This is a genomic window from Streptomyces sp. NPDC047000, assembly GCF_040644295.1.
Taxonomy (GTDB): Bacteria; Actinomycetota; Actinomycetes; order Streptomycetales; family Streptomycetaceae; genus Streptomyces.
Genome location: NZ_JBEYWE010000004.1, coordinates 263,244 through 284,949, shown reverse-complemented (window position 1 = coordinate 284,949; position 21,706 = coordinate 263,244). Strand labels below are relative to the sequence as shown.

General features: G+C 71.3%; 17 protein-coding genes. 8 read left to right on the top strand and 9 right to left on the bottom strand.

What is annotated here, in order from left to right; translation table 11 throughout:
* Positions 1-143 precede the first annotated feature (143 nt).
* From ABZ862_RS10010 to ABZ862_RS10000, 3 genes are read left to right on the top strand one after another with little or no spacing between them, the layout of a single operon-like run.
* Positions 144-1,067 (top strand): ABC transporter ATP-binding protein, encoded by a 924-nt coding sequence (locus ABZ862_RS10010; RefSeq protein ID WP_360955242.1) that lies wholly within the window; start codon positions 144-146, stop codon positions 1,065-1,067.
* Positions 1,064-1,855, top strand: coding sequence for an ABC transporter permease (locus ABZ862_RS10005; RefSeq protein ID WP_360955239.1), 792 nt, complete (start codon positions 1,064-1,066; stop codon positions 1,853-1,855). Before ABZ862_RS10010 ends, ABZ862_RS10005 begins: the two co-directional genes overlap by 4 nt.
* A 57-nt stretch (positions 1,856-1,912) precedes the next feature.
* Positions 1,913-2,926: a COX15/CtaA family protein gene (locus ABZ862_RS10000; RefSeq protein WP_360955236.1), complete on the top strand. Its 1,014-nt coding sequence runs from the start codon at positions 1,913-1,915 to the stop codon at positions 2,924-2,926.
* A 154-nt stretch (positions 2,927-3,080) separates the two neighbouring features.
* On the opposite strand, the gene ABZ862_RS09995 is transcribed toward ABZ862_RS10000, so the two are convergent.
* Positions 3,081-3,461: a hypothetical protein gene (locus ABZ862_RS09995; protein ID WP_360955233.1), complete on the bottom strand. Its 381-nt coding sequence runs from the start codon at positions 3,459-3,461 to the stop codon at positions 3,081-3,083.
* A 118-nt stretch (positions 3,462-3,579) separates the two neighbouring features.
* Complete coding sequence (locus ABZ862_RS09990) at positions 3,580-4,494, bottom strand: heme o synthase (protein WP_360955511.1); 915 nt, start codon at positions 4,492-4,494, stop codon at positions 3,580-3,582.
* Between the two features lie 497 nt (positions 4,495-4,991).
* Between ABZ862_RS09990 and tkt the strand changes: the two genes are divergently transcribed.
* The 5 genes from tkt to pgl are packed head-to-tail and all read left to right on the top strand — an operon-like array spanning position 4,992 to position 11,728.
* A complete protein-coding gene (gene tkt, locus ABZ862_RS09985; RefSeq protein WP_360955230.1) occupies positions 4,992-7,079 on the top strand; it encodes a transketolase in 2,088 nt (695 codons plus the stop codon).
* 33 nt (positions 7,080-7,112) lie between these two features.
* Positions 7,113-8,231: a transaldolase gene (gene tal, locus ABZ862_RS09980; protein WP_360955227.1), complete on the top strand. Its 1,119-nt coding sequence runs from the start codon at positions 7,113-7,115 to the stop codon at positions 8,229-8,231.
* 4 nt (positions 8,232-8,235) lie between these two features.
* Complete coding sequence (zwf, locus tag ABZ862_RS09975; protein ID WP_360955224.1) at positions 8,236-9,774, top strand: glucose-6-phosphate dehydrogenase; 1,539 nt, start codon at positions 8,236-8,238, stop codon at positions 9,772-9,774.
* Entirely contained in the window at positions 9,771-10,949 is a 1,179-nt protein-coding gene (gene opcA / locus ABZ862_RS09970; RefSeq protein WP_360955221.1) for a glucose-6-phosphate dehydrogenase assembly protein OpcA, read from the top strand. Before zwf ends, opcA begins: the two co-directional genes overlap by 4 nt.
* Positions 10,946-11,728: a 6-phosphogluconolactonase gene (pgl, locus tag ABZ862_RS09965; RefSeq protein ID WP_360955218.1), complete on the top strand. Its 783-nt coding sequence runs from the start codon at positions 10,946-10,948 to the stop codon at positions 11,726-11,728. Before opcA ends, pgl begins: the two co-directional genes overlap by 4 nt.
* Positions 11,729-11,862: 134 nt before the next feature.
* Here pgl and pgi read toward each other — a convergent pair whose 3' ends face one another.
* From pgi to ABZ862_RS09930, 7 genes are all read right to left on the bottom strand, one after another.
* On the bottom strand, positions 11,863-13,518 hold the full coding sequence (gene pgi / locus ABZ862_RS09960; RefSeq protein ID WP_360955215.1) for a glucose-6-phosphate isomerase: 1,656 nt from the start codon (positions 13,516-13,518) through the stop codon (positions 11,863-11,865).
* Between the two features lie 571 nt (positions 13,519-14,089).
* Positions 14,090-14,425, bottom strand: coding sequence for an RNA polymerase-binding protein RbpA (locus ABZ862_RS09955; RefSeq protein WP_079060169.1), 336 nt, complete (start codon positions 14,423-14,425; stop codon positions 14,090-14,092).
* A gap of 209 nt (positions 14,426-14,634) precedes the next feature.
* Positions 14,635-14,871, bottom strand: coding sequence for a preprotein translocase subunit SecG (gene secG, locus ABZ862_RS09950; RefSeq protein ID WP_360955212.1), 237 nt, complete (start codon positions 14,869-14,871; stop codon positions 14,635-14,637).
* Positions 14,872-14,978: 107 nt separating this feature from the next.
* Positions 14,979-15,755, bottom strand: coding sequence for a triose-phosphate isomerase (gene tpiA / locus ABZ862_RS09945; RefSeq protein ID WP_360955209.1), 777 nt, complete (start codon positions 15,753-15,755; stop codon positions 14,979-14,981).
* 5 nt (positions 15,756-15,760) lie between these two features.
* Complete coding sequence (locus ABZ862_RS09940; protein WP_360955206.1) at positions 15,761-16,972, bottom strand: phosphoglycerate kinase; 1,212 nt, start codon at positions 16,970-16,972, stop codon at positions 15,761-15,763.
* A gap of 236 nt (positions 16,973-17,208) precedes the next feature.
* Positions 17,209-18,216 carry a type I glyceraldehyde-3-phosphate dehydrogenase gene (gene gap / locus ABZ862_RS09935; RefSeq protein ID WP_360955203.1) on the bottom strand — a complete coding sequence of 336 codons (1,008 nt, stop codon included), beginning with the start codon at positions 18,214-18,216 and terminating at the stop codon, positions 17,209-17,211.
* 230 nt (positions 18,217-18,446) lie between these two features.
* Positions 18,447-21,413 (bottom strand): M14 family zinc carboxypeptidase, encoded by a 2,967-nt coding sequence (locus tag ABZ862_RS09930; protein WP_360955200.1) that lies wholly within the window; start codon positions 21,411-21,413, stop codon positions 18,447-18,449.
* Positions 21,414-21,706 lie beyond the last annotated feature (293 nt).

Below are 21,706 nucleotides of genomic sequence, written 5' to 3'. Positions count from 1 at the left end.
CGCCGACGATCTTTGATCGATCACCGGTACGCGGCCGTCGCGCCGTGCGCGCGACGTGCTCACGGCCCGCGTACCGGCCCTTCCTCATGGAGTTCACCCACCCGGCGGACCTCCGTGCCCGGCGCGTCCCTAGACTCTGGGCCATGCGAAGTGAGCCGGTGCTCCAGGTCCAGGCCCTGGTGAAGCGGTACGGCACGAAGACCGCGGTGGACGGCCTCGACCTGGTGGCCCGGGCGGGTGTGACCGCCGTCCTCGGTCCCAACGGCGCGGGCAAGACCACGACGGTCGAGACCTGCGAGGGCTACCGGAGACCGGACTCCGGCACGGTGCGCGTCCTGGGCCTCGACCCGGTGCGCGACGCCCGCGGGCTGCGGCCCAGGATCGGGGTGATGCTCCAGTCGGGTGGTGTGTACCCGTCCTCCCGCGCCGAGGAGATGCTCCGCCACACGGCGAAGCTGCACGCGCATCCGCTGGACGTGGACGCGCTGACCGAACGGCTCGGGCTCGGCGGCTGCGGCCGCACCCCCTACCGGCGGCTGTCCGGCGGCCAGCAGCAGCGGCTCGCGCTGGCGATGGCCGTGGTGGGCCGCCCCGAACTGGTGTTCCTCGACGAGCCGACCGCCGGCCTCGACCCGCAGGCCCGCCGCGCCACCTGGGACCTGGTGCGCGATCTGCGCGCCGACGGCGTGTCGGTGATCCTCACCACGCACTACATGGACGAGGCCGAACAACTCGCCGACGATGTCGCGATCATCGACGCCGGCCGGGTCATCGCCCACGGCTCGCCCGAGGAGCTGTGCCGCGGCGGCGCCGAGAACACCCTGCGCTTCACCGGCCGCCCCGGCCTCGACGTGGGCTCCCTGCTCAAGGCCCTGCCCGCCGACTGCACGGCGGACGAGCTGACCCCGGGCGCCTACCGGATCGTCGGCAAGGTCGATCCGCAGCTGCTCGCGACGGTCACCTCCTGGTGCGCGCAGCACGGGGTGATGCCGGAGCGGATCTCGGTCGAACGCCACACCCTGGAAGACGTCTTCCTTGAGCTCACCGGCAAGGAGCTGCGCTCATGACGACCACTGCGGGCACCCCGGGCGGCCCGGGTACCTACCGGCCCGAACCCGGTGCGGCCCCGTTGCCCCGCATGATCGCGGCACAGACGGTGCTCGAGACGAAAATGCTGCTGCGCAACGGCGAGCAGCTGCTGCTGACGGTCGTGATCCCGACGCTGCTCCTGGTCCTGTTCAGCTCCGTGGACATCGTCGACACCGGCGCGGGCAGGCCGGTCGACTTCCTCGCGCCGGGCGTCCTCGCGCTGGCGGTGCTGTCGACGGCGTTCACCGGTCAGGCCATCGCGACGGGCTTCGAGCGCCGCTACGGCGTCCTGAAGCGCCTGGCGGCCTCCCCGCTGCCGCGCTGGGGCCTGATGACGGCGAAGTCGGCGTCGGTGCTGGTCACCGAGCTGCTCCAGGTGATCCTGCTGACGGCGATCGCCCTGGCCCTGGGCTGGTCCCCGCACGGCGGCCCGGTGGCGGCCGTCCTGCTGATGGTCCTGGGCACGGCGGCGTTCTCGGGCCTGGGCCTGCTGATGGCGGGCACCCTCAAGGCGGAGGCGACCCTCGCCGCGGCCAACCTGGTCTTCCTGCTGCTGCTCGTGGGCGGCGGCGTGATCGTCCCGCTGGACAAGTTCCCGCAGGGCGCCCAGGACGTCCTCGGCCTGCTCCCGGTGACGGCCCTGTCGGACGGCCTGCGCGCCGTGCTGCAACACGGCGCGGGCACGCCGTGGGCCGATCTGGGCGTCCTGGCGGTGTGGGCCGTGCTCGGCCTGGCCGCGGCGGGCCGCTTCTTCCGCTGGGAGTGACGCGGGACCACCAGGGCGCGGACCCCTCGTGAAAGCGTGCACAAGCGGGGTCCTACGATGGTGCGCGTGCCCAAGCTGACCCGCCCCGACGCCGACGCCGCCGTGCGCAACCCGCTCTCGTTCATCGCCGCGCGCTGGACGCCGGACCCCCGTACCGTGCGGCGGGCGGCGTTCGCCGCGCTCGCCATGGCGGTGATCATCGTGGTCACCGGCGGGGCGGTCCGGCTGACGGGGTCCGGCCTGGGCTGCACGACCTGGCCCAAGTGCACGGACGACTCGCTGACCACCACCGGCGCGCGGGGCTATCACGGCGCCATCGAGTTCGGCAACCGCATGCTGACGTACGTGCTGTGCGCGGCGGTCGGCTGGGCGATCGTCGCCGCCCGGTCGCAGAAGCCGTGGCGGCGCAGCCTGACCCGGCTGGGGTGGGCGCAGTTCTGGGTGGTGATGGGCAACGCGGTGCTCGGCGGCGTCGTGGTGCTGGTCGGCCTGAACCCGTACACGGTGGCGGCGCACTTCCTGCTCTCCACGGCGCTGATCACGGTCGCCACGGTGACGTGGCAGCGCACCCGGGAGAGCGACGCGGCACCGCGCACGCTGGTGGGCCCGGCGGTACGGCAACTGGTGTGGTTCCTGGTGACCGCGGCGTCGCTGCTGATCGTGGTCGGCACGGTGGTGACCGGCGCGGGCCCGCACGCGGGTGACTCCAGCGAGGTGGAACGCATCCCGGTCGACTGGGAGACGGTGTCCAAGCTGCACGCGGTACTGGCCTGGATCGTGGTGACCCTGACCTTCGCCCTGTGGTTCGTCCTCAAGGCGGTCGACGCGCCGAAACCCCCCATGGACCGCACCCGCGAACTCTTCGTGATCCTGCTGGCCCAGGGTGTCATCGGCTACGTCCAGTACTTCACCAAGCTCCCCGAGGCCCTGGTCGCCCTGCACATGTTCGGCTCCTGCGTGATGTGGATCGGGGTCCTGCGCGTCCTCCTGTCCCTGCGCGAACGCCCGGAGGCCGTCCAGGACCTCCCGGACCCCACCGCCTCCAGCCCCTCCAGCCTGTCCGGCGTCTGAGAACGAGGACGAGGGCGAGGACGGGGCCCGTCCGGGTCCGGCAGGGGTCCGGGGGCGGCAGCCCCCGGGGACGGGAACGGGAAGGGGCGGCGGGGGCGAAACCCGATCCGCCCCGACCGCCCCACCACTTCCGCCCCGCCCCGCGCCGGCAGGCTCAGGCCGAGCCCCCGAGCTGGATCCCCGCCATCCGCTTCCACTCGTACGGCCCCGTCCGCACCTTCGCGGCGAGCTCCCCGTCGAAGCTGTCGTGCAGGGTGATCCCCGCCTTCCCGACCGCCGTGAGGGCGATCTCCCGGCTGGGCGCCACCAGGTCTCCCCAGGCGCCGTCCGCGCCGACGAGGACGATCCGGGCGCCGCGCCGCCCCACGTACGCGACCTGGCCCTCGGCCCCGCCGTGCGCCGCGGAGAAGGTGCCGATCCACTTGGTGAGCCGGGCGACCCTGCGGTCCGTCCAGGCGACCGCCCTGCGCGCGGAGGCGCTGTCCGCCACGTCCTGTGCCGAGTCGTCGGCCCTGTCATTCGCCGTGTCTGCCATGGGCAGGATGCTACTCACGGGTAGTCGAGCACGCGAGGCCGGACTCATGTGACGTGCGTCAGCAGCGGGCCCGCCGCGTCCCCACGTCACCGCACGTCAACGGCCCGCCGACCGGGCGTCACCGCAGGAACGGATCCACCGCCACCGCCACGAACAGCAGCGACACATAGGTGATCGACCAGTGGAACAGCCGCATCTCCTTCAGCCGGCCGCCCGTCACCTCGGACCTGGCCCGGTTCTGCAACGCGTGCGCCTCCCACAGCCACCAGCCGCCCGCCGTCACGGCGACCGCGCTGTAGAACCAGCCGGTGTAGCCGAGGGGCGTCAGCAGCAGCGAGACCGCCACCATCACCCAGCTGTAGATCACGATCTGCCGGGCGACCACCTTGTTGGAGGCGACGACGGGCAGCATCGGCACACCCACGCGCGCGTAGTCGTCCTTGACCTTCATGGACAGCGGCCAGTAGTGCGGCGGCGTCCAGAAGAACATGACGAGGAAGAGGACGACCGGCGCCCACGACAGGGAGTCCGTGACGGACGACCAGCCGATCAGCACGGGCATGCAGCCGGCGATACCGCCCCACACGATGTTCTGCGAGGTGCGGCGTTTGAGGATCATCGTGTAGACGACGACATAGAAGAGGAGCGCCCCGAGCGCCAGCCAGGCGGACAGCCAGTTGACCGTCAGGCCGAACAGCAGCGTCGAGACGACGCCGAGGCCGAGGCCGAAGGCGAGACACTCGCGCGGGCTGACCATCCCGGTGACCAGCGGACGCTGTGAGGTTCGGTCCATCAGGGCGTCGATGTCGCGGTCGATGTACATGTTGAGCGCGTTCGCGCCGCCCGCGGAGAGATAGCCGCCGAGGCAGGTCACCAGGACCAGCCTCAGATCCGGCACCCCGCGCTGCGCGAGGAACATCACCGGCACGGTGGTGATCAGCAGCAGCTCGATGATCCGCGGCTTGGTCAGCGCCACGAACGCCTTGACACGGGCCCCCAACGGCCGATGGGTCGGGATCTCGCTCGCGAGCATCCCCGCTGGACGGGATTCGACGGCCGTCACGCACACCCCTGACAGAGACTCCCAGCGAGCCTCTCGCTGTGAAGTCCCGGTCAACCGGTGAAGAGGCCCGCGCGTACCACGCCACTGTAGACGTTGCCCATACCCCGGCCTTCGCGGGGGTCGGGTCGTGTTGGCCCGGGACCGCGGACAGAGGTCCCGGGACGTTTCGCGGGACGTTCGGCGGGGTGATCCAGGGACGTCCGCGACACGATCCCGGGACCGTTGAGCACTTCGATCACGGGCTCCGTATTCATTTTCCGGACACGTCGTTCGGCCTTCCGAACACACCCAACCGGGCCGATGAGAGGGATGTCCGGCAGTCCCGGCAGTCTGGACTCGCCCGGAGAAAACGCATGTCGTACGGGGGTAGGCTCGACACGGCCGGCGTGCGCCCAGCGCTCCGGCTGCCGGGGGCGCCCGCCCGCAGCACCGGCGACGAAACATGTGGAGAGGAGCCCTGACCCAGGGTGAGCACCAAGCCGACCACCACAGACCTCGAGTGGACCGATCTGGACCAGCGGGCCGTCGACACCGCCCGCGTCCTCGCCGCCGACGCCGTACAGAAGGTCGGCAACGGCCATCCGGGTACGGCGATGAGTCTGGCGCCCGCCGCCTACACCCTCTTCCAGAAGGTGATGCGGCACGACCCCGCGGACCCGGAGTGGGTCGCCCGCGACCGCTTCGTCCTGTCCGCCGGTCACTCGTCCCTGACCCTCTACACCCAGCTGTACCTGGCCGGGTTCGGTCTGGAGCTGGACGACCTCAAGGCGTTCCGCACCTGGGGCTCGAAGACCCCGGGTCACCCGGAGTACGGCCACACGGCGGGCGTGGAGACGACCACCGGCCCGCTCGGCCAGGGTGTCGCCAACGCGGTCGGCATGGCCATGGCCGCCCGCTACGAGCGCGGCCTGTTCGACCCGGACGCGCCGCAGGGCGAGTCCCCGTTCGACCACCACATCTTCGCCGTCGCGGGTGACGGCTGCCTCCAGGAGGGCATCTCCGCCGAGGCGTCCTCGCTGGCCGGTCACCAGAAGCTGGGCAACCTGATCCTGCTGTGGGACGACAACCACATCTCGATCGAGGGCGACACCGAGACCGCCGTCTCCGAGGACACCGTCAAGCGGTACGAGGCGTACGGCTGGCACGTGCAGCGCGTCGCCCCGAAGCCGGACGGCGACCTCGACCCGCACGCCCTCTACGACGCGATCCAGGCGGCCAAGCAGGTCACCGACCGGCCGTCGTTCATCGCGATGCGCTCCATCATCGCCTGGCCCGCCCCGAACGCGCAGAACACCGAGGCCGCACACGGCTCGGCGCTGGGCGACGACGAGGTCGCGGCCACCAAGCGGGTACTGGGCTTCGACCCGGAGCGGACCTTCGAGGTCTCCGACGAGGTCGTCAAGCACACCCGCCAGGCCCTGGAGCGCGGCCGTGAGGCCAAGGCCGCGTGGGAGAAGTCGTTCCAGCTGTGGCGCGAGGGCAACCCCGAGCGGGCCGCCGGGTTCGACCGCTACGCCGCGGGCGAGCTGCCGGCCGGCTGGGAGGAGAAGGTCCCGGTCTTCGAGACCGGCAAGGCCGTCGCCACCCGTGCCGCGTCCGGCAAGGTGCTCCAGGCGCTCGGCGCGGTGATCCCCGAGCTGTGGGGCGGCTCCGCGGACCTGGCCGGCTCGAACAACACCACGATCGACAAGACGTCGTCGTTCCTGCCCGTCGGCAACCCGCTGCCGGAGGCCAGTCCCTACGGCCGCACGATCCACTTCGGCATCCGTGAGCACGCCATGGCCGCGGAGATGAACGGCATCGCGCTGCACGGCAACACCCGCGTCTACGGCGGTACGTTCCTCGTCTTCTCCGACTACATGCGCAACGCGGTCCGGCTGTCCGCGCTGATGCACCTGCCGGTGACGTACGTGTGGACGCACGACTCCATCGGCCTGGGCGAGGACGGCCCCACCCACCAGCCCGTCGAGCACATCGCCTCGCTGCGCGCGATCCCCGGCCTGAACGTGGTGCGCCCGGCGGACGCCAACGAGACGGCGATCGCCTGGCGCGAGATCCTGCGCCGGTACACCAAGGAGTTCGGCAAGGGCGCCCCGCACGGTCTCGCGCTGACCCGCCAGGGCGTGCCGACGTACGAGCCGAACGACGACACGGCGCGCGGCGGTTACGTGCTGTTCGAGGCCGACGGCGGCACCCCCGAGGCCGTGCTGATCGCGACCGGTTCCGAGGTGCACGTCGCCGTCGCGGCACGCGAGCTGCTGCAGGCCGACGGCATCCCCACCCGGGTGGTGTCGATGCCGTCCGTGGAGTGGTTCGAGGAGCAGGACCAGGGGTACCGGGACAGCGTCCTGCCGCCGTCCGTCAAGGCGCGGGTGGCGGTGGAGGCCGGCATCGGACTCACCTGGCACAAGTACACCGGCGACGCCGGCCGCGTCGTCTCCCTGGAGCACTTCGGTGCGTCCGCCGACGGCAACGTCCTCTTCCGCGAGTTCGGCTTCACCGCCGAGAACGTGGCCGCCGCGGCACGGGAATCGATCGCCGCAGTCCAGCGCTGACGCTCACACACGACACGTAGGAGATGTAATTCCATGACGGACGCACTCAAGCGCCTCTCCGAGGAAGGCGTCGCGATCTGGCTGGACGACCTGTCGCGCCAGCGGATCACGTCCGGCAACCTCGCCGAACTGATCGACCAGCAGCACGTCGTGGGCGTCACCACCAACCCGACGATCTTCCAGAAGGCGATCTCGTCCGGCGAGGGCTACGAGCCGCAGCTCGCCGACCTCGCCGCCCGCAAGGTCACCGTCGAAGAGGCCGTACGCATGATCACCACGGCGGACGTCCGCGACGCCGCCGACATCCTGCGCCCGGTCTTCGACGCGACCGGCGGCCAGGACGGCCGGGTCTCCATCGAGGTCGACCCGCGTCTGGCGCACAACACGCGCGCGACGGTCGCCGAGGCCAAGCAGCTGGCCTGGCTGGTGGACCGCCCCAACACGCTCATCAAGATCCCGGCCACCGAGGCCGGCCTCCCGGCGATCACCGAGGTCATCGGCCTCGGCATCAGCGTCAACGTCACGCTGATCTTCTCGCTGGAGCGCTACCGCAAGGTCATGGACGCCTACCTGGCCGGTCTGGAGAAGGCCCAGGCACGCGGTCTGGACCTGTCGAAGATCCACTCCGTGGCGTCCTTCTTCGTGTCCCGCGTGGACACCGAGATCGACAAGCGCCTCGAGGCGCTGGGCACCCCTCAGGCACAGGCGCTGCGCGGCAGGGCCGCCGTCGCCAACGCCCGTCTCGCCTACCAGGCGTACGAGGAGGTCTTCGCCTCCGGGCGCTGGCTGGCCCTGGAGAAGGCCGGCGCCGTCAAGCAGCGCCCGCTGTGGGCCTCGACCGGTGTCAAGGACCCGGCGTACAAGGACACCCTGTACGTCGACGACCTCGTCGCGCCGAACACCGTCAACACCATGCCGGAGGCCACCCTGCAGGCCACCGAGGACCACGGGCAGATCACCGGCGACGCCGTCACCGGGACCTACGAGCAGGCCCGCGCCGACCTCGACGCGCTGGCCGCGCTCGGGATCTCGTACGACGACGTCGTGCAGGTGCTCGAGGACGAGGGCGTCGAGAAGTTCGAGGCGTCCTGGAACGACCTGCTCAAGTCGACGGAGGCGGAGCTGGAGCGCCTCGCCCCCTCGGAGGTCTGAGGCCTTGACCTCCACGTCCGGTAACGGGGCGAATCCGCTCCGTGATCCCGCGGACCGACGGCTCCCGCGCATCGCGGGGCCGTCGGGCCTGGTCATCTTCGGCGTCACCGGCGATCTGTCCCGCAAGAAGCTGATGCCCGCCGTGTACGACCTCGCCAACCGGGGTCTCCTGCCACCGGGCTTCTCCCTGGTGGGCTTCGCGCGCCGCGAATGGGCGCACGAGGACTTCGCCCAGGAGGTCCACGACGCCGTCAAGGAGCACGCCCGCACACCGTTCCGCGAGGAGGTCTGGCAGCAGCTCAACCAGGGCATGCGCTTCGTCCAGGGCACCTTCGACGACGACGACGCGTTCGAGCGGCTGCGCTCCACCATCGACGAGCTGGACAAGGCGCAGGGCACCAGCGGCAACTTCGCCTTCTACCTGTCCGTGCCGCCGCGGTCCTTCCCGGTGGTCATCCAGCAGCTGAAGAAGCACGGGCTGGCCGACCAGGCGAACGGCTCCTGGCGGCGTGCCGTCATCGAGAAGCCGTTCGGCCACGACCTGGAGTCGGCCGAGGAGCTGAACGCGGTCGTGCACGACGTCTTCTCGCCCGACCAGGTGTTCCGCATCGACCACTACCTGGGCAAGGAGACCGTCCAGAACATCCTGGCGCTGCGCTTCGCCAACCAGATGTTCGAGCCGATCTGGAACCGGTCCTTCGTGGACCATGTGCAGATCACCATGGCCGAGGACATCGGCATCGGCGGCCGGGCCGGCTACTACGACGGCATCGGCTCGGCCCGTGACGTCATCCAGAACCATCTGCTGCAACTGCTGGCCCTGACCGCGATGGAGGAGCCCGCCTCCTTCGACGCGGACGCCCTGGCCGCGGAGAAGACCAAGGTACTGGGTGCCGTACGGCTGCCCAGGGACCTGGGCCGGGACACCGTGCGCGGGCAGTACGCGGCCGGCTGGCAGGGCGGCGCGAAGGCGGTCGGCTACCTCGAGGAAGAGGGCATCGACCCCAAGTCGAAGACCGACACCTACGCGGCCATCAAGGTCGGCATCGACAACCGCCGCTGGGCGGGCGTCCCCTTCTATCTGCGCACCGGCAAGCGGCTCGGCCGGCGGGTCACCGAGATCGCGGTGGTCTTCCAGCGGGCGCCGCACTCCCCCTTCGACACGACGGCCACCGAGGAACTCGGGTCGAACGCGGTCGTCATCCGCGTCCAGCCCGACGAGGGCGTGACCGTCCGCTTCGGCTCGAAGGTGCCGGGCACCTCGATGGAGATCCGGGACGTGTCCATGGACTTCGCCTACGGCGAGTCCTTCACGGAGTCCAGCCCGGAGGCGTACGAGCGGCTCATCCTGGACGTGCTGCTCGGTGACTCCAACCTCTTCCCGCGCACGGAGGAGGTGGAGCTGTCCTGGAAGATCCTCGACCCGATCGAGCGCTACTGGGACACGAACGGCTCGCCCGCGCAGTACCGGTCCGGTACCTGGGGCCCCGTCGAGGCGGACGAGATGCTCGAACGAGACGGACGGAGCTGGCGGCGGCCATGAAGATCGACCTCACGGACACCACGGCCAGCAAGATCAACAAGGCCCTGGTGCAGGGCCGCCGCGCCATCGGCACGCCGGCCGTCGGCATGGTGCTCACGCTGGTCATCGTCACGGACGAGGAGAACGCCTACGACGCCCTGAAGGCGGCGAGCGACGCCTCGCGCGAGCACCCCTCGCGCACCCTCGTCGTCATCAAGCGCGTCTCCCGCTCGCCCCGCGACCGCACCCAGTCCCGTATCGACGCCGAGGTACGGGTGGGCGCGGACGCGGGCACCGGCGAGACGGTGGTGCTGCGGCTGCACGGCGAGGTCGCCGACCACGCCGACTCCGTGGTGCTGCCGCTGCTGCTGCCGGACGCCCCGGTCGTCGTGTGGTGGCCGGTGAACGCCCCGCTCGACCCGGCCAAGGACCCGCTGGGCGCGCTCGCCCAGCGCCGGGTCACCGACACCTACGCCGCCGAGCAGCCGGTGCGGGAGCTGGGCGCCCGCGCCGACACCTACACGCCCGGCGACACCGACCTGTCGTGGACCCGGATCACGCCCTGGCGCTCGATGCTGGCGGCCGCCCTGGACCAGGTGGTCTGCGAGGTCGAGGGCGTCGAGGTGGAGGGCGAGGAGTTCAACCCGAGCTGCGAGCTGCTGGCGATGTGGCTCGGCGACCGGCTGGAGGTGCCGGTACGGCGCTCCCTGTCGGCCGGTCCCGGCCTGACGGCGGTGCGGCTGGACACCACCTGCGGCGCCATCGTCCTCGACCGGCCCGACGGCGCCCTGGCGACGCTGTCCATCCAGGGCCAGCCCGACCGCGCGGTGGCGCTCAAGCGCCGCGACACGGCCGAGCTGATCGCGGAGGAACTGCGGCGCCTCGACCCGGACGACACCTACGCCTCGGCGCTGCGGTTCGGGGTGGACCGGCTCCACCCGGCGGGCGGGCGCATCCCGGCGCAGGAGACGGCAACCGACGCCTCCGGGTCCGCACCGGACACGGAGGCGTGGGCCGCGGCCTGGGCGGACGGCCCGGGCGGGACGGAGACCGCGGACCCGGCGGACTCCGTCGACGCCAAAGGAGCAGGCGGCTATGCCGCCCTCCCCAGCGGTCCCGAGGCCGCTGCGGAAGCTGCTGCCGCGCCGCGGACGGCGGCCGAGGCGCCGGTGAACGGGACGGAGGCGGGACGGTGAGCACCCCGCAGCTCGTCGTGCACCGCGACAAGGAGCTGATGGCGCAGGCCGCCGCGGCGCGCCTCATCACCCGGATCGTCGACGCGCAGACCTCCCAGGGCCATGCGTCGGTCGTCCTCACCGGCGGCCGCAACGGCAACGGCCTGCTGGCCGCGCTGGCCGCCGCGCCGGCCCGGGACGCCGTCGACTGGGGGCGCCTGGACCTGTGGTGGGGCGACGAGCGGTTCCTGCCCGAGGGGCACCCGGACCGCAACGTCACCCAGGCCCGCGAGGCGCTGCTGGACGCCGTACCGCTGGACCCGGAGCGCGTGCACGCCATGCCCGCGTCCGACGGCCCGTACGGCGGCGACCCGGAGGCGGCGGCCGAGGGCTACGCGGAGGAACTGGCCCGCGCGGCCGGTCCGGAGGGCCACGGCGCGGTGCCGGTCTTCGACGTCCTGATGCTGGGCGTCGGTCCGGACACGCATGTCGCGTCGCTGTTCCCGGAGCTGCCCGCGGTCCGCGAGACCGAGCGCACGGTGGTCGGGGTGCACGGCGCGCCGAAGCCCCCGCCGACCCGGGTCACTCTCACCCTCCCGGCGATCCGGTCGGCACGCGAGGTGTGGCTGCTCGCGGCGGGCGGGGACAAGGCGGAGGCGGTGGCGATCGCCCTGTCCGGCGCGGGCGAGATCCAGGCCCCGGCGGCGGGCGCCCGCGGCCGCGCCAGAACCCTCTGGCTCCTGGACGCGGCGGCGGCCTCACAACTGCCCAGGGCCCTGTACCCGGCGGCATCCGCCTAGCCGGGTCCGCCCCCCGGTCCGCCCCGGCTCCGGCCGGCCGGGCCGAGAACCAGAAACGCGGGGCCCCACCGGTGCGGTGGGGCCCCGCGTTCGTCCGTGCCGTTCACTGCACTGCGGTCACTTGGGCACTGCGGTCACTTACGGCCGCGCAGCTCCCGGTACTTGGCGACCAGGGCCTTGGTGGACCCGTCGAGGCCGGGGACCTCCGCGCCCTCCGTGAGAGCCGGTTCGACGCGCTTGGCGAGGACCTTGCCGAGCTCCACGCCCCACTGGTCGAAGGAGTCGATGTTCCACACGGCGCCCTGGACGAACACCTTGTGCTCGTAGAGCGCGACGAGCTGGCCGAGCACCGACGGGGTCAGCTCGGCGGCCAGGACCGTGGTCGTCGGGTGGTTGCCGAGGAACGTCTTGTGCGGCACCAGTTCCTCGGCCACGCCCTCGGCACGCACCTCGTCCGGCGTCTTGCCGAAGGCGAGCGCCTGGGTCTGGGCGAAGAAGTTCGCCATCAGCAGGTCGTGCTGGGCGGCGAACTGCTCGCTCAGCTCGTCGACCGGGTTGGCGAAGCCGATGAAGTCCGCCGGGATCAGCTTGGTGCCCTGGTGGATCAACTGGTAGTACGCGTGCTGACCGTTGGTGCCGGGGGTGCCCCACACGACCGGGCCGGTCTGCCAGTCGACCGCACGCCCGTCCCGGCCGACGTACTTGCCGTTGGACTCCATGTCCAGCTGCTGGAGATAGGCCGTGAACTTGGACAGGTAGTGCGAGTACGGCAGCACCGCGTGCGACTGGGCGCCGTGGAAGTTGTTGTACCAGATGCCCAGCAGGCCCAGCAGGAGCGGCACGTTGGTCTCGGCGGGCGCGGTGCGGAAGTGCTCGTCGACGATCCGGAAGCCGTCGAGCATCTCCCGGAACCGGTCCGGGCCGATCGCGATCATCAGGGCGAGGCCGATCGCGGAGTCGTAGGAGTAACGGCCGCCGACCCAGTCCCAGAACTCGAACATGTTGGCCGTGTCGATACCGAAGTCCGCGACCTTGCCCGCGTTCGTCGACAGCGCCACGAAGTGCTTGGCGACGGCCTCCTGACCGGCGTTCAGCTCGCCCAGCAGCCAGGTGCGCGCCGAGGTGGCGTTGGTGATGGTCTCGATGGTGGTGAAGGTCTTGGAGGCGATGACGAACAGCGTCTCGGCCGCGTCCAGGTCGCGGGTCGCCTCGTGCAGGTCGGCGCCGTCCACGTTGGACACGAACCGGACCGTGAGGTCGCGGTCGGTGAAGCGGCGCAGCACCTCGTAGGCCATCGCGGGGCCGAGGTCGGAGCCGCCGATGCCGACGTTGACGATGTTCCTGATGCGCTTTCCGGTGTGGCCCCTCCAGGCGCCGGAGCGGATCCGCTCGGCGAAGTCGGCCATGCGGTCGAGGACGGCGTGCACCGCGGGGACGACGTTCTCCCCGTCCACCTCGACGACCGCGTCCCGCGACGCGCGCAGCGCGGTGTGCAGGACGGCGCGGCCCTCGGTCGTGTTGATCTTCTCGCCGCGGAACATCGCGTCGCGCAGCTCGAACACACCGGTGGCGGCGGCCAGCTCGCGCAGCAGCCGCAGCGTCTCGTCGGTGACGAGCTGCTTGGAGTAGTCGATGTGCAGGTCACCCACCTGGAGGGTGTATCCCGCGCCGCGGCCGGGGTCGGCGGCGAACAGCTCGCGCAGCTGCACCTCGCCGAGCTCCTCACGGTGCTTGGCGAGCGCGGTCCACTCGGGCGTCTGATTGAGCCTGGTGCGGCCGTCTGCGTTCATTTCGGACTTCAGCCTTCTTTCCTGCTTGTCCCTGCTGTGTGCCGTGCCCCGCCACTCGTACCAACCTAATTGATCTGCACGGGACACGCGTCCACGTCACGGCGTCCCCGGGGGCGACAACAGGTACGTCCCGGGGGCGCGCCGGTATCAACAGGGTGACGGGCCGCGCGGGAACCCGCCTGTCGGCAGGGCCGTGGGGGCCGTGGACCCCCGGACGCGGAGGGGCCGGACCGGGAGGCCGCGGGCGGGGGGCCGAGCGGTCACAGCGGCGCTGAGCGGCGTACCGATCAGGGCCCAACGGCCCTCACCGGACGGCCCGGATCCGCCTGCCGGGCAGGCGGAGGTCCGTACGGCGCCGGCCGCACGGCCCACCGGCCCCGGCCCGTACGGCCCGGGCCCGCTCGCCCCGCCGGTACGCACCGGCCCCGTCAACGGCACATGGCGACGCACGGCCCGCCGCGGGGCCGGAAAGGGCTCACCGGCAGAGCGCGGCGGTGCCCTCGTCATGCCTCCGGCGGCCGTACGGACCGCGGAGACCGGCCACCCGTGGGCGCCCGGCCTGCCGTGTTCCTCAGATCTCGCCGCGCAGCTTGGCGAGCGCCTCGGCGAGGATCGCCTCGCCGTCCGCGTCACTGCGCCGCTCCCGTACGTACGCCAGGTGCGTCTTGTACGGCTCCGTGCGCGGCGGGTCCGGCGGGTTGTCCTGGTCCTGACCCGCCGGGAAGCCGCAGCGGGGGCAGTCCCAGGTCTCGGGTACCTGCGCGTCGCTGGCGAAGCTCGGCTGCGTCTCATGCCCGTTGGAGCACCAGAAGGAGATGCGCAGACGGGGCGCGGACTCACCGCGCTCGGCCTCGCCCATCGGCCCCGCCCCGACCCGGCTACCTCGGATCGCGTTGCCACTTGCCACGGTCGTAACTCCCTGCGTGATGGTGCCGCGAAGCGAGCCGGCGGTCGCCTCGTTGCGAGCGCCTCAGTCTACGTAAGGCCCAACGCGCGTCCAGTGTCCGGAGTTACAGCCCCCACACCAAGACGCAAGCCCCATGATAGGCCGCGCTCAGGAGCACGTACCGAACATGGGGCCTTACGTGGGGAACAGGCTCAGCTGTGAGAAGCTGATCAGTTGTTCGTCTTCATCAGGATGCCGAGGACGATGATGGAGGCGAACCAGAGCAGGCCGATCACCAGGGTGATGCGGTCGAGGTTGCGCTCGGCGACCGAGGAGCCGCCGACTGAGGACTGCATGCCGCCGCCGAACATGTCGGAGAGGCCGCCGCCCTTTCCCTTGTGCATCAGCACCAGCAGCATCAGCAACAGGCTGAAGACGATCAGGGCGATCGAGAACCCCAGAACCACGGCTGGACCAACTTCCTCGGACTCGGATGGACGACGGGGGCACGGCCCTCAGGCCATGCCCCCGCAAGGGTACGACGGATCGCCGCTACCGCCTACTCACGCCAGGACTACTGGTCGCGGAAGCGCACGATCTTGACGAACTCGTCCGCGTCCAGCGACGCGCCGCCGACCAGGGCGCCGTCGATGTCGGCCTTGGACATGATCTCGGCGACGTTCCCGGACTTCACCGAGCCGCCGTACTGGATGCGGACCTTGTCGGCCAGCTCCTGGCTGTAGAGCTCGGCGACCTTGGCGCGGATCGCGGCGCAGACCTCCTGCGCGTCGTCGGCGCCGCAGACCTTGCCGGTGCCGATGGCCCAGACGGGCTCGTAGGCGATCACGACGGTCTCGGCCTGCTCGGCCGGGAGGTCCTTCAGACCGCCTTCGACCTGCGCGAGGGTGTGGGCGACGTGGTTGCCCGCCTCGCGGACCTCCAGCTCCTCACCGACGCACAGGATCGGGGTCAGACCGTGCTTGTAGGCGGCCTTGACCTTGGCGTTCACCAGCTCGTCGGTCTCGTTGTGGTACTGGCGCCGCTCGGAGTGACCGATCACCACGAAGGTGCACTTGAGCTTGGCCAGCAGCGGGCCGGAGATCTCGCCGGTGTAGGCACCGGAGTCGTACTGCGAGATGTCCTGGGCGCCGTACTTGATGCTCAGCTTGTCGCCCTCGACCAGGGTCTGCACGGAGCGCAGGTCGGTGAAGGGCGGAAGGACGGCGACCTCTACGGCCTCGTGGTCCTTGTCGGTGAGGGCGAAGGCGAGCTTCTGGACGTGCGCGATGGCCTCGAGGTGGTTGAGGTTCATCTTCCAGTTGCCCGCCATGATCGGCGTGCGGGTGCTCATCGGGGTCAGTCCTCCAGTGCGGCGAGGCCGGGGAGCGTCTTGCCCTCGAGGTACTCGAGGGAGGCGCCGCCGCCGGTCGAGATGTGGCCGAATGCGGTCTCGTCGAAGCCCAGCAGGCGGACGGCCGCGGCGGAGTCGCCACCGCCGACGACCGTGAAGGCCGGGGAGTCGAGGAGGGCCTGGGCGATGGCCTTGGTGCCCTCGGCGTAGTCGGGGTGCTCGAAGACGCCCATCGGGCCGTTCCAGAAGACGGTGGCCGCGTCGGCGAGCTTCGAGGCGTACAGCTCACGGGTCCGGGGGCCGCTGTCCAGGCCCTCCTTGTCGGCCGGGATCGCGTCCGCGGCGACGGCCTCGGGGTGGGTCGGGGCCTTGGCCTTCAGGTCCGGGAACCCGTCCCCGACCAGGACGTCGACCGGCAGGACCAGCTCGACGCCGGTCTTCTCGGCGCGCTCGATGTACTCGGTGACGGCCGGGACCTGGTCCTCCTGGAGGAGGGAACGGCCGACCTCGTAGCCCTTGGCCTTGAGGAAGGTGTAGGCCATGCCGCCGCCGATGAGGAGGCGGTCGGCCTTGCCGAGGAGCTGGTCGATGACGGCGAGCTTGTCGGAGACCTTGGCGCCGCCGAGGGCGACCACGTAGGGGCGCTTGACGTCCTCGGTGAGCTGCTTCAGGACGCCGACCTCGTTGGCGATCAGGTAGCCGGCGTAGTGCGGCAGCCGGGCCGGGAGGTCGAACACCGAGGCGTGCTTGCGGTGCACCGCGCCGAAGCCGTCGCCGACGTAGACGTCGGCGAGGGTGGCGAGCTGGTCGGCGAAGGCGCCGCGCTCGGCCTCGTCCTTGGCGGTCTCACCGGCGTTGAAGCGCAGGTTCTCGACGACGGCCACGGAGCCGTTCGCCAGGCCCGCGACCACGGCCTGGGCGGACTCGCCGACCGTGTCGGTGGCGAACGCGACCTCGGCGCCGAGGAGTTCGCCGAGCCGCGTGGCGGCGGGGGCGAGCGAGTAGGCCGGGTCCGGCGCGCCCTTGGGGCGGCCGAGGTGCGAGGCGACGACGACCCGGGCGCCCGCCTCGGCGAGGGCCTTCACAGTGGGCAGCACGGCGCGGATGCGGCCGTCGTCGGTGATGGTGGTGCCGTCCAGCGGCACGTTGAGGTCGGCGCGGACGAAGACCCGCTTGCCGTCGACGCCTTCGGCGAGAAGTTCGTCGATCGTCTTCATGGGAGGACTCCTAGAGAAGGCTGGGAAGGCTCTGGTGGCCGAGAGGGCTGCCTGTGGTGTGAGGCTCGTACCTGGCGTACGGCCCGCGCGAGGGCCGATCGGACCCTTCCGTACGGCTTTCGGGGCTGTCCGCCCCGCCCCCGGAAGCGCGGGTGCGCGAGCCACGTGACACAGGGCCCGGGCAGCCGCTTGGCTGCCCGAGCCCTGTCCTCACATCGAGGTGTCCGCTCTGGTGATCAGAGCTGGTTGCCGACGAAGACCGTCAGGTCGACGAGGCGGTTGGAGTAGCCCCACTCGTTGTCGTACCAGCCGAGGATCTTCACGTTCTTGCCGTCCTGGACCATGGTCAGGGAGGCGTCGAAGGTGCAGGAGGCCGGGGCGCTGACGATGTCGGAGGAGACGATCGGGTCCTCGGTGTAGTCGAGGATGCCCTTCAGCTCGCCCTCGGCGGCCTTCTGGAAGGCGGCGTTGATCTCTTCCTTGGTGACCTCGCGGCCGAGCTCCAGGACCAGGTCGGTGGCCGAGCCGGTCGGGACCGGGACGCGCATGGCCATGCCGTCCAGCTTGCCCTTGAGCTGCGGGAGGACCAGCGCGGTGGCCTTGGCGGCACCGGTGGTGGTCGGGATGATGTTCTCGGCGGCGGCGCGGGCGCGGCGCAGGTCCTTGTGCGGGAAGTCCAGGATGCGCTGGTCGTTCGTGTACGCGTGGACCGTGGTCATCAGGCCGCGGACGATGCCGAAGTTCTCGTCGAGGACCTTCGCCATCGGCGCCACACAGTTGGTGGTGCAGGACGCGTTGGAGATGACGTGATGGTTGGCCGCGTCGTACTTGTCCTGGTTGACGCCCATCACGATGGTGATGTCCTCGTTCTTGGCCGGAGCCGAGATGAGGACCTTCTTCGCGCCACCGGCGATGTGCTTCTCGGCGTCGGCCTTGCTGGTGAAGATGCCGGTCGACTCGACGACGATGTCGACGCCGAGCTCGCCCCACGGGATGTCGGCGGGGTTGCGCTCGGACAGCACCTTGATGGTGTGGCCACCGACGGTGATGGTGTCCTCGGTGTGGGTGACCTCGTGCTTGAGGCGGCCCAGGATGGTGTCGTACTTCAGCAGGTGAGCGGTGGTCGCGGTGTCACCCAGGTCGTTGACAGCCACGATCTCGATGTCTGCACCCTGCTCCAGCAGCGCGCGGAAGTAGTTACGACCGATGCGGCCGAAGCCGTTGATGCCTACGCGGATCGTCACGAACCGACTCCTCGTTGGTGCGTCGGCTATGCGGTGCCGACGAGCTGTATTTGGGATGTCCCCGACCAACCCCGACCCTACCTCCATGCAGCCCCGGAGGTGACATTCAGAAGCCCCCGTGGGCTGCACGGCGGCCCGTACCCGCCGGTAGGGTACGGACCGCCCGGGCCGTTCGGCCCCATCGGTCCTTCCCGTGGTGACCCATGGCCCGATCGGCTGAGCCGACCGGGTCATCCGTGCAGGGCGGTCAGTGCCTTGCCGAGCAGGGCGGCCCGGTCGGCCGCCGAGGTGACCTGCTCCAGGCCGAAGCCCAGCAGCACGGTCCGGCCGGTGGTGACCGCCGCGTACGTGGCGAACAGGGTCCCGGTGCGCGTCCAGTCCTTCAGGACCGCCGGGCTGCCCGGGGGCGGTCCGGTGACGCTCCAGGCGCCGAGCGAGGTCTCGAAGCCCTCCGTCTGGACGGCCGTGCCGCCGACGGTCAGGGACGCGTCGTCGACGAGCACGCCGTGGCCGCCGCTGCCGGGGTCGGTGATGTAGGCGATCGACACCTCGATCCGCTTGCCGGCGTAGGCGCTCAGATCGTACCGGACGGGTTCCCAGCCGTTCGACGAGCCGGTGAGGCTGTGCCAGCCGCCGCTGCTGCCGGTCGCGGTGCAGCCGCTCGCGGCGACCGTCAGATAGTGCTTCAGCCAGGGGTGTTCGGCGACCAGGAACCCGGCCTCGCACTCGGCGGGCACCGCGTCGCTGGTCCTCCCGCCCGCCTCGGGCAGTGTGGTCCAGTCGTCGGCGCCGGCGGTGTGGACCTCGACGACGGCGTGGTCGTAGCCCGGCTCGGTGTCCCACAGCAGCCGGGCGGTGAGGGCGGGCTCGTCGGCGGCGCTCACCCCGGTCAGGTCGACGGTGCGGGTGAGGCGCTTGTAGGCGTCGTCGGTGTGGACCGCGGCGGCCATGGAGGAACCCGCGTAGGGGCCGTACGGGTTGACGGTCCCGGGGAACCGGCCGGCGCCCGCGCTCGCGAACTGCGGGTACGCGGCGGCCGGCAACTGGTCGGAGGTCACCGCGTACGTGCCCGCCCGGTCGAGCGGGTTGCCCGGCGCGTCGCCGAGCGTCCCGGTGACCCCGTCGAGCCTGCCGCTGCCGGTGAACCCGGTGGCGCCGGGGGTCGACGTACGGGAGTAGGCGCCCAGCCAGTACTGGCTGAAGTCGTCGGACGGGTTGCCGCCGCCGAGGTCGACCGGGCCGCCGGCCCGCTCCCCCGCCTCGACCAGCCTGCCGCCCTCGTTGAGGTAGGCGCGCAGCTGGAGCTGGGTGGCGTTCGCCGGGCCGCCGGTGCCGGAGTAGTGGACGACGGTGGCGAAGTGGGCGAGGACTCCGAGCGCGTCGGGGGCGCCCTGGGTGGCGACGTCCCAGACGACCGCCCGGTGCCCGTCCGCCTTCAGCGCGTCCGTGTACGCCCGGGTCTGCGTGGCGGCCGCGCCCTCCTCGGCGACGACGAGGACGTCCGCCTCCGGCCGGCGGGCCACGGTGTAGGTGAAGTGTTCGCCGGAGACCTTCCTGCCGCCCTTCGTCTCACCGGTGAACCACACCTCGACCGTGTCACCCGGCGCACCGCCGCGGACCGCCGCCCGGTACTCGTCGAAGTAGAGGTTGTCGGCGCCGCCGTACGTCTCACCGCCCTTCCAGGCACGCAGCGCCCGGCCCTGGACACGGCCGCCGTTGACGCGGTACCTGAGCTGTTTGTCGCGCACCGACCTGCGGACGACTGCGGAGACCTCCTGGTCCGCGCCGCGCGCGTACGACACCGGGAACGCGGCCGGGGTGAAGTCGGGGGCGCTCAGGCCGACCGTGGAGACCGGCCGGTCGGGGTGCGCGGCGGTCTCGGCGACGGACAGGGCGAAGGGGACGTTCTTCGCGAACTCCTGCTGGATCAGCTTCTCGTCGTCCGGGAAGTTGAAGACCGACCGGCAGTCGGCGGCGTTCCAGGCGTCGTCGGGGTCGAGGTCCGAGGCGGTCTGACAGGTCGACATCTCGGGGGTGAACATCGCCATGCCGTTGACGTTGGCGGCATGCCCGTCCGCCTCGCCGTTGGTGGTGTAGAGCTCCGAGGAGACCTGGGAGCGGTAGCCGGGGACCGCCGGGTTGTCCGGAGTGCCGGCGAGCGCCTTGTAGAGGACGTCGTCGGGGGTCGGGGTGGCGACCTGCCAGCCGACGCCGTAGAGGAGGAGTTCGGCGGCGGAGTGGTAGTTGATGCCGTAGGTGAAGCCGACGCGCTTCTCGAAGGTGTCGAGTGCCCGGGTCTCCGGCTCGGAGTCCGGGGCGGCGCCGCGGTAGGTCTCGCTGGTGGGGTTCGGGGACGAACCCTCGTCGTCGTAGCCCCACTTGTAGGCGAAGTTGCGGTTGAGGTCGACGCCGTCGGCACTGGTGACGACACCGTCGCCGTTGACGTCCCGCAGGTTCTTGCGCCACAGCCGGGTGCCGGGGTCCTGGAAGGTGTAGTCGTAGCCGTCGGGGTTGGCGGAGAGCACGAACCAGAGTTCGGTGCTGTCGACGATCTTCCTGACCTTGGCGTCGGTCCGGTAGTGGTCCAGGTAGTAGTGCATCAGCCGGCGGGTCATCTCCGGGGTGATCCACTCACGTGCGTGCTGGTTGGACATGTACAGCACGGAGGGCTTGGACCCGTCCGGGGACCGCTTCGCGCCGCCGGTGAGCTTGAGCGCGAGGATGTCCTGGCCCTGGACCGTCCTGCCGATGGACTCGACCTTGGTGAGGTCCGGGTGCTGCTGCCCGGTCCTGAGGATCTCCTCCGCCAGGCCGCCCGCGCCGCTGTAGGGGCGGAACACTCCCTGGGACGCCTGCGCGACACGTGTCGCGGCCCGGCCGGAGAGGGTGTGCTCGGTGAGGCCGACGCCCTGTTCCTCCAGTTTCTCCGCCTGCGCGCCGGTGAGATAGAGCTCGACGCCCGTCCTGCCGCCGCCGCTCCGGGCGCCGGCCGCCCGGTCACCCAGCTCGTGCCCGTCCTGCCCGGCCTTCAGCAGCAGCGGTAACTGCTGCGGGGTCACATCGGCGCGGTACACCCTGACCTCGTCCTGACCGGCGGCGGCCGGACTCCCGCTTTGCGCGTGGGCGACGGGCGCGAGGCCCGCCGCACCGGCGAGAAGCGCGCCGACGGCGAGGACAGATCTCGCTCTGAGTCTCATGGACCCCCCTGGGTACGGTTCGCCCCGGCGGCGAACAGGTTGCCAGGCTCATGTCACTCCATGATCGAGTCAAGGGTGCCTCAAGAACGCCGAAAACGCCGGGGGTGTCGCCCGTTCGGCCGCACGACGGCCCGCCGGGGAGAGGGGGTGCGGGGGTGCGGGGTGTGCAGGGATATGAGGTGTGCGGGGGCACGGGGGCGGAGCCCCCGGGACGGGACGAGACGGGAAGGGGCGGCGGGGGCGGAACTCCCGCCTGTGCGGCCGCCCGATGGGCCGGACCGTCCCACCCGTCC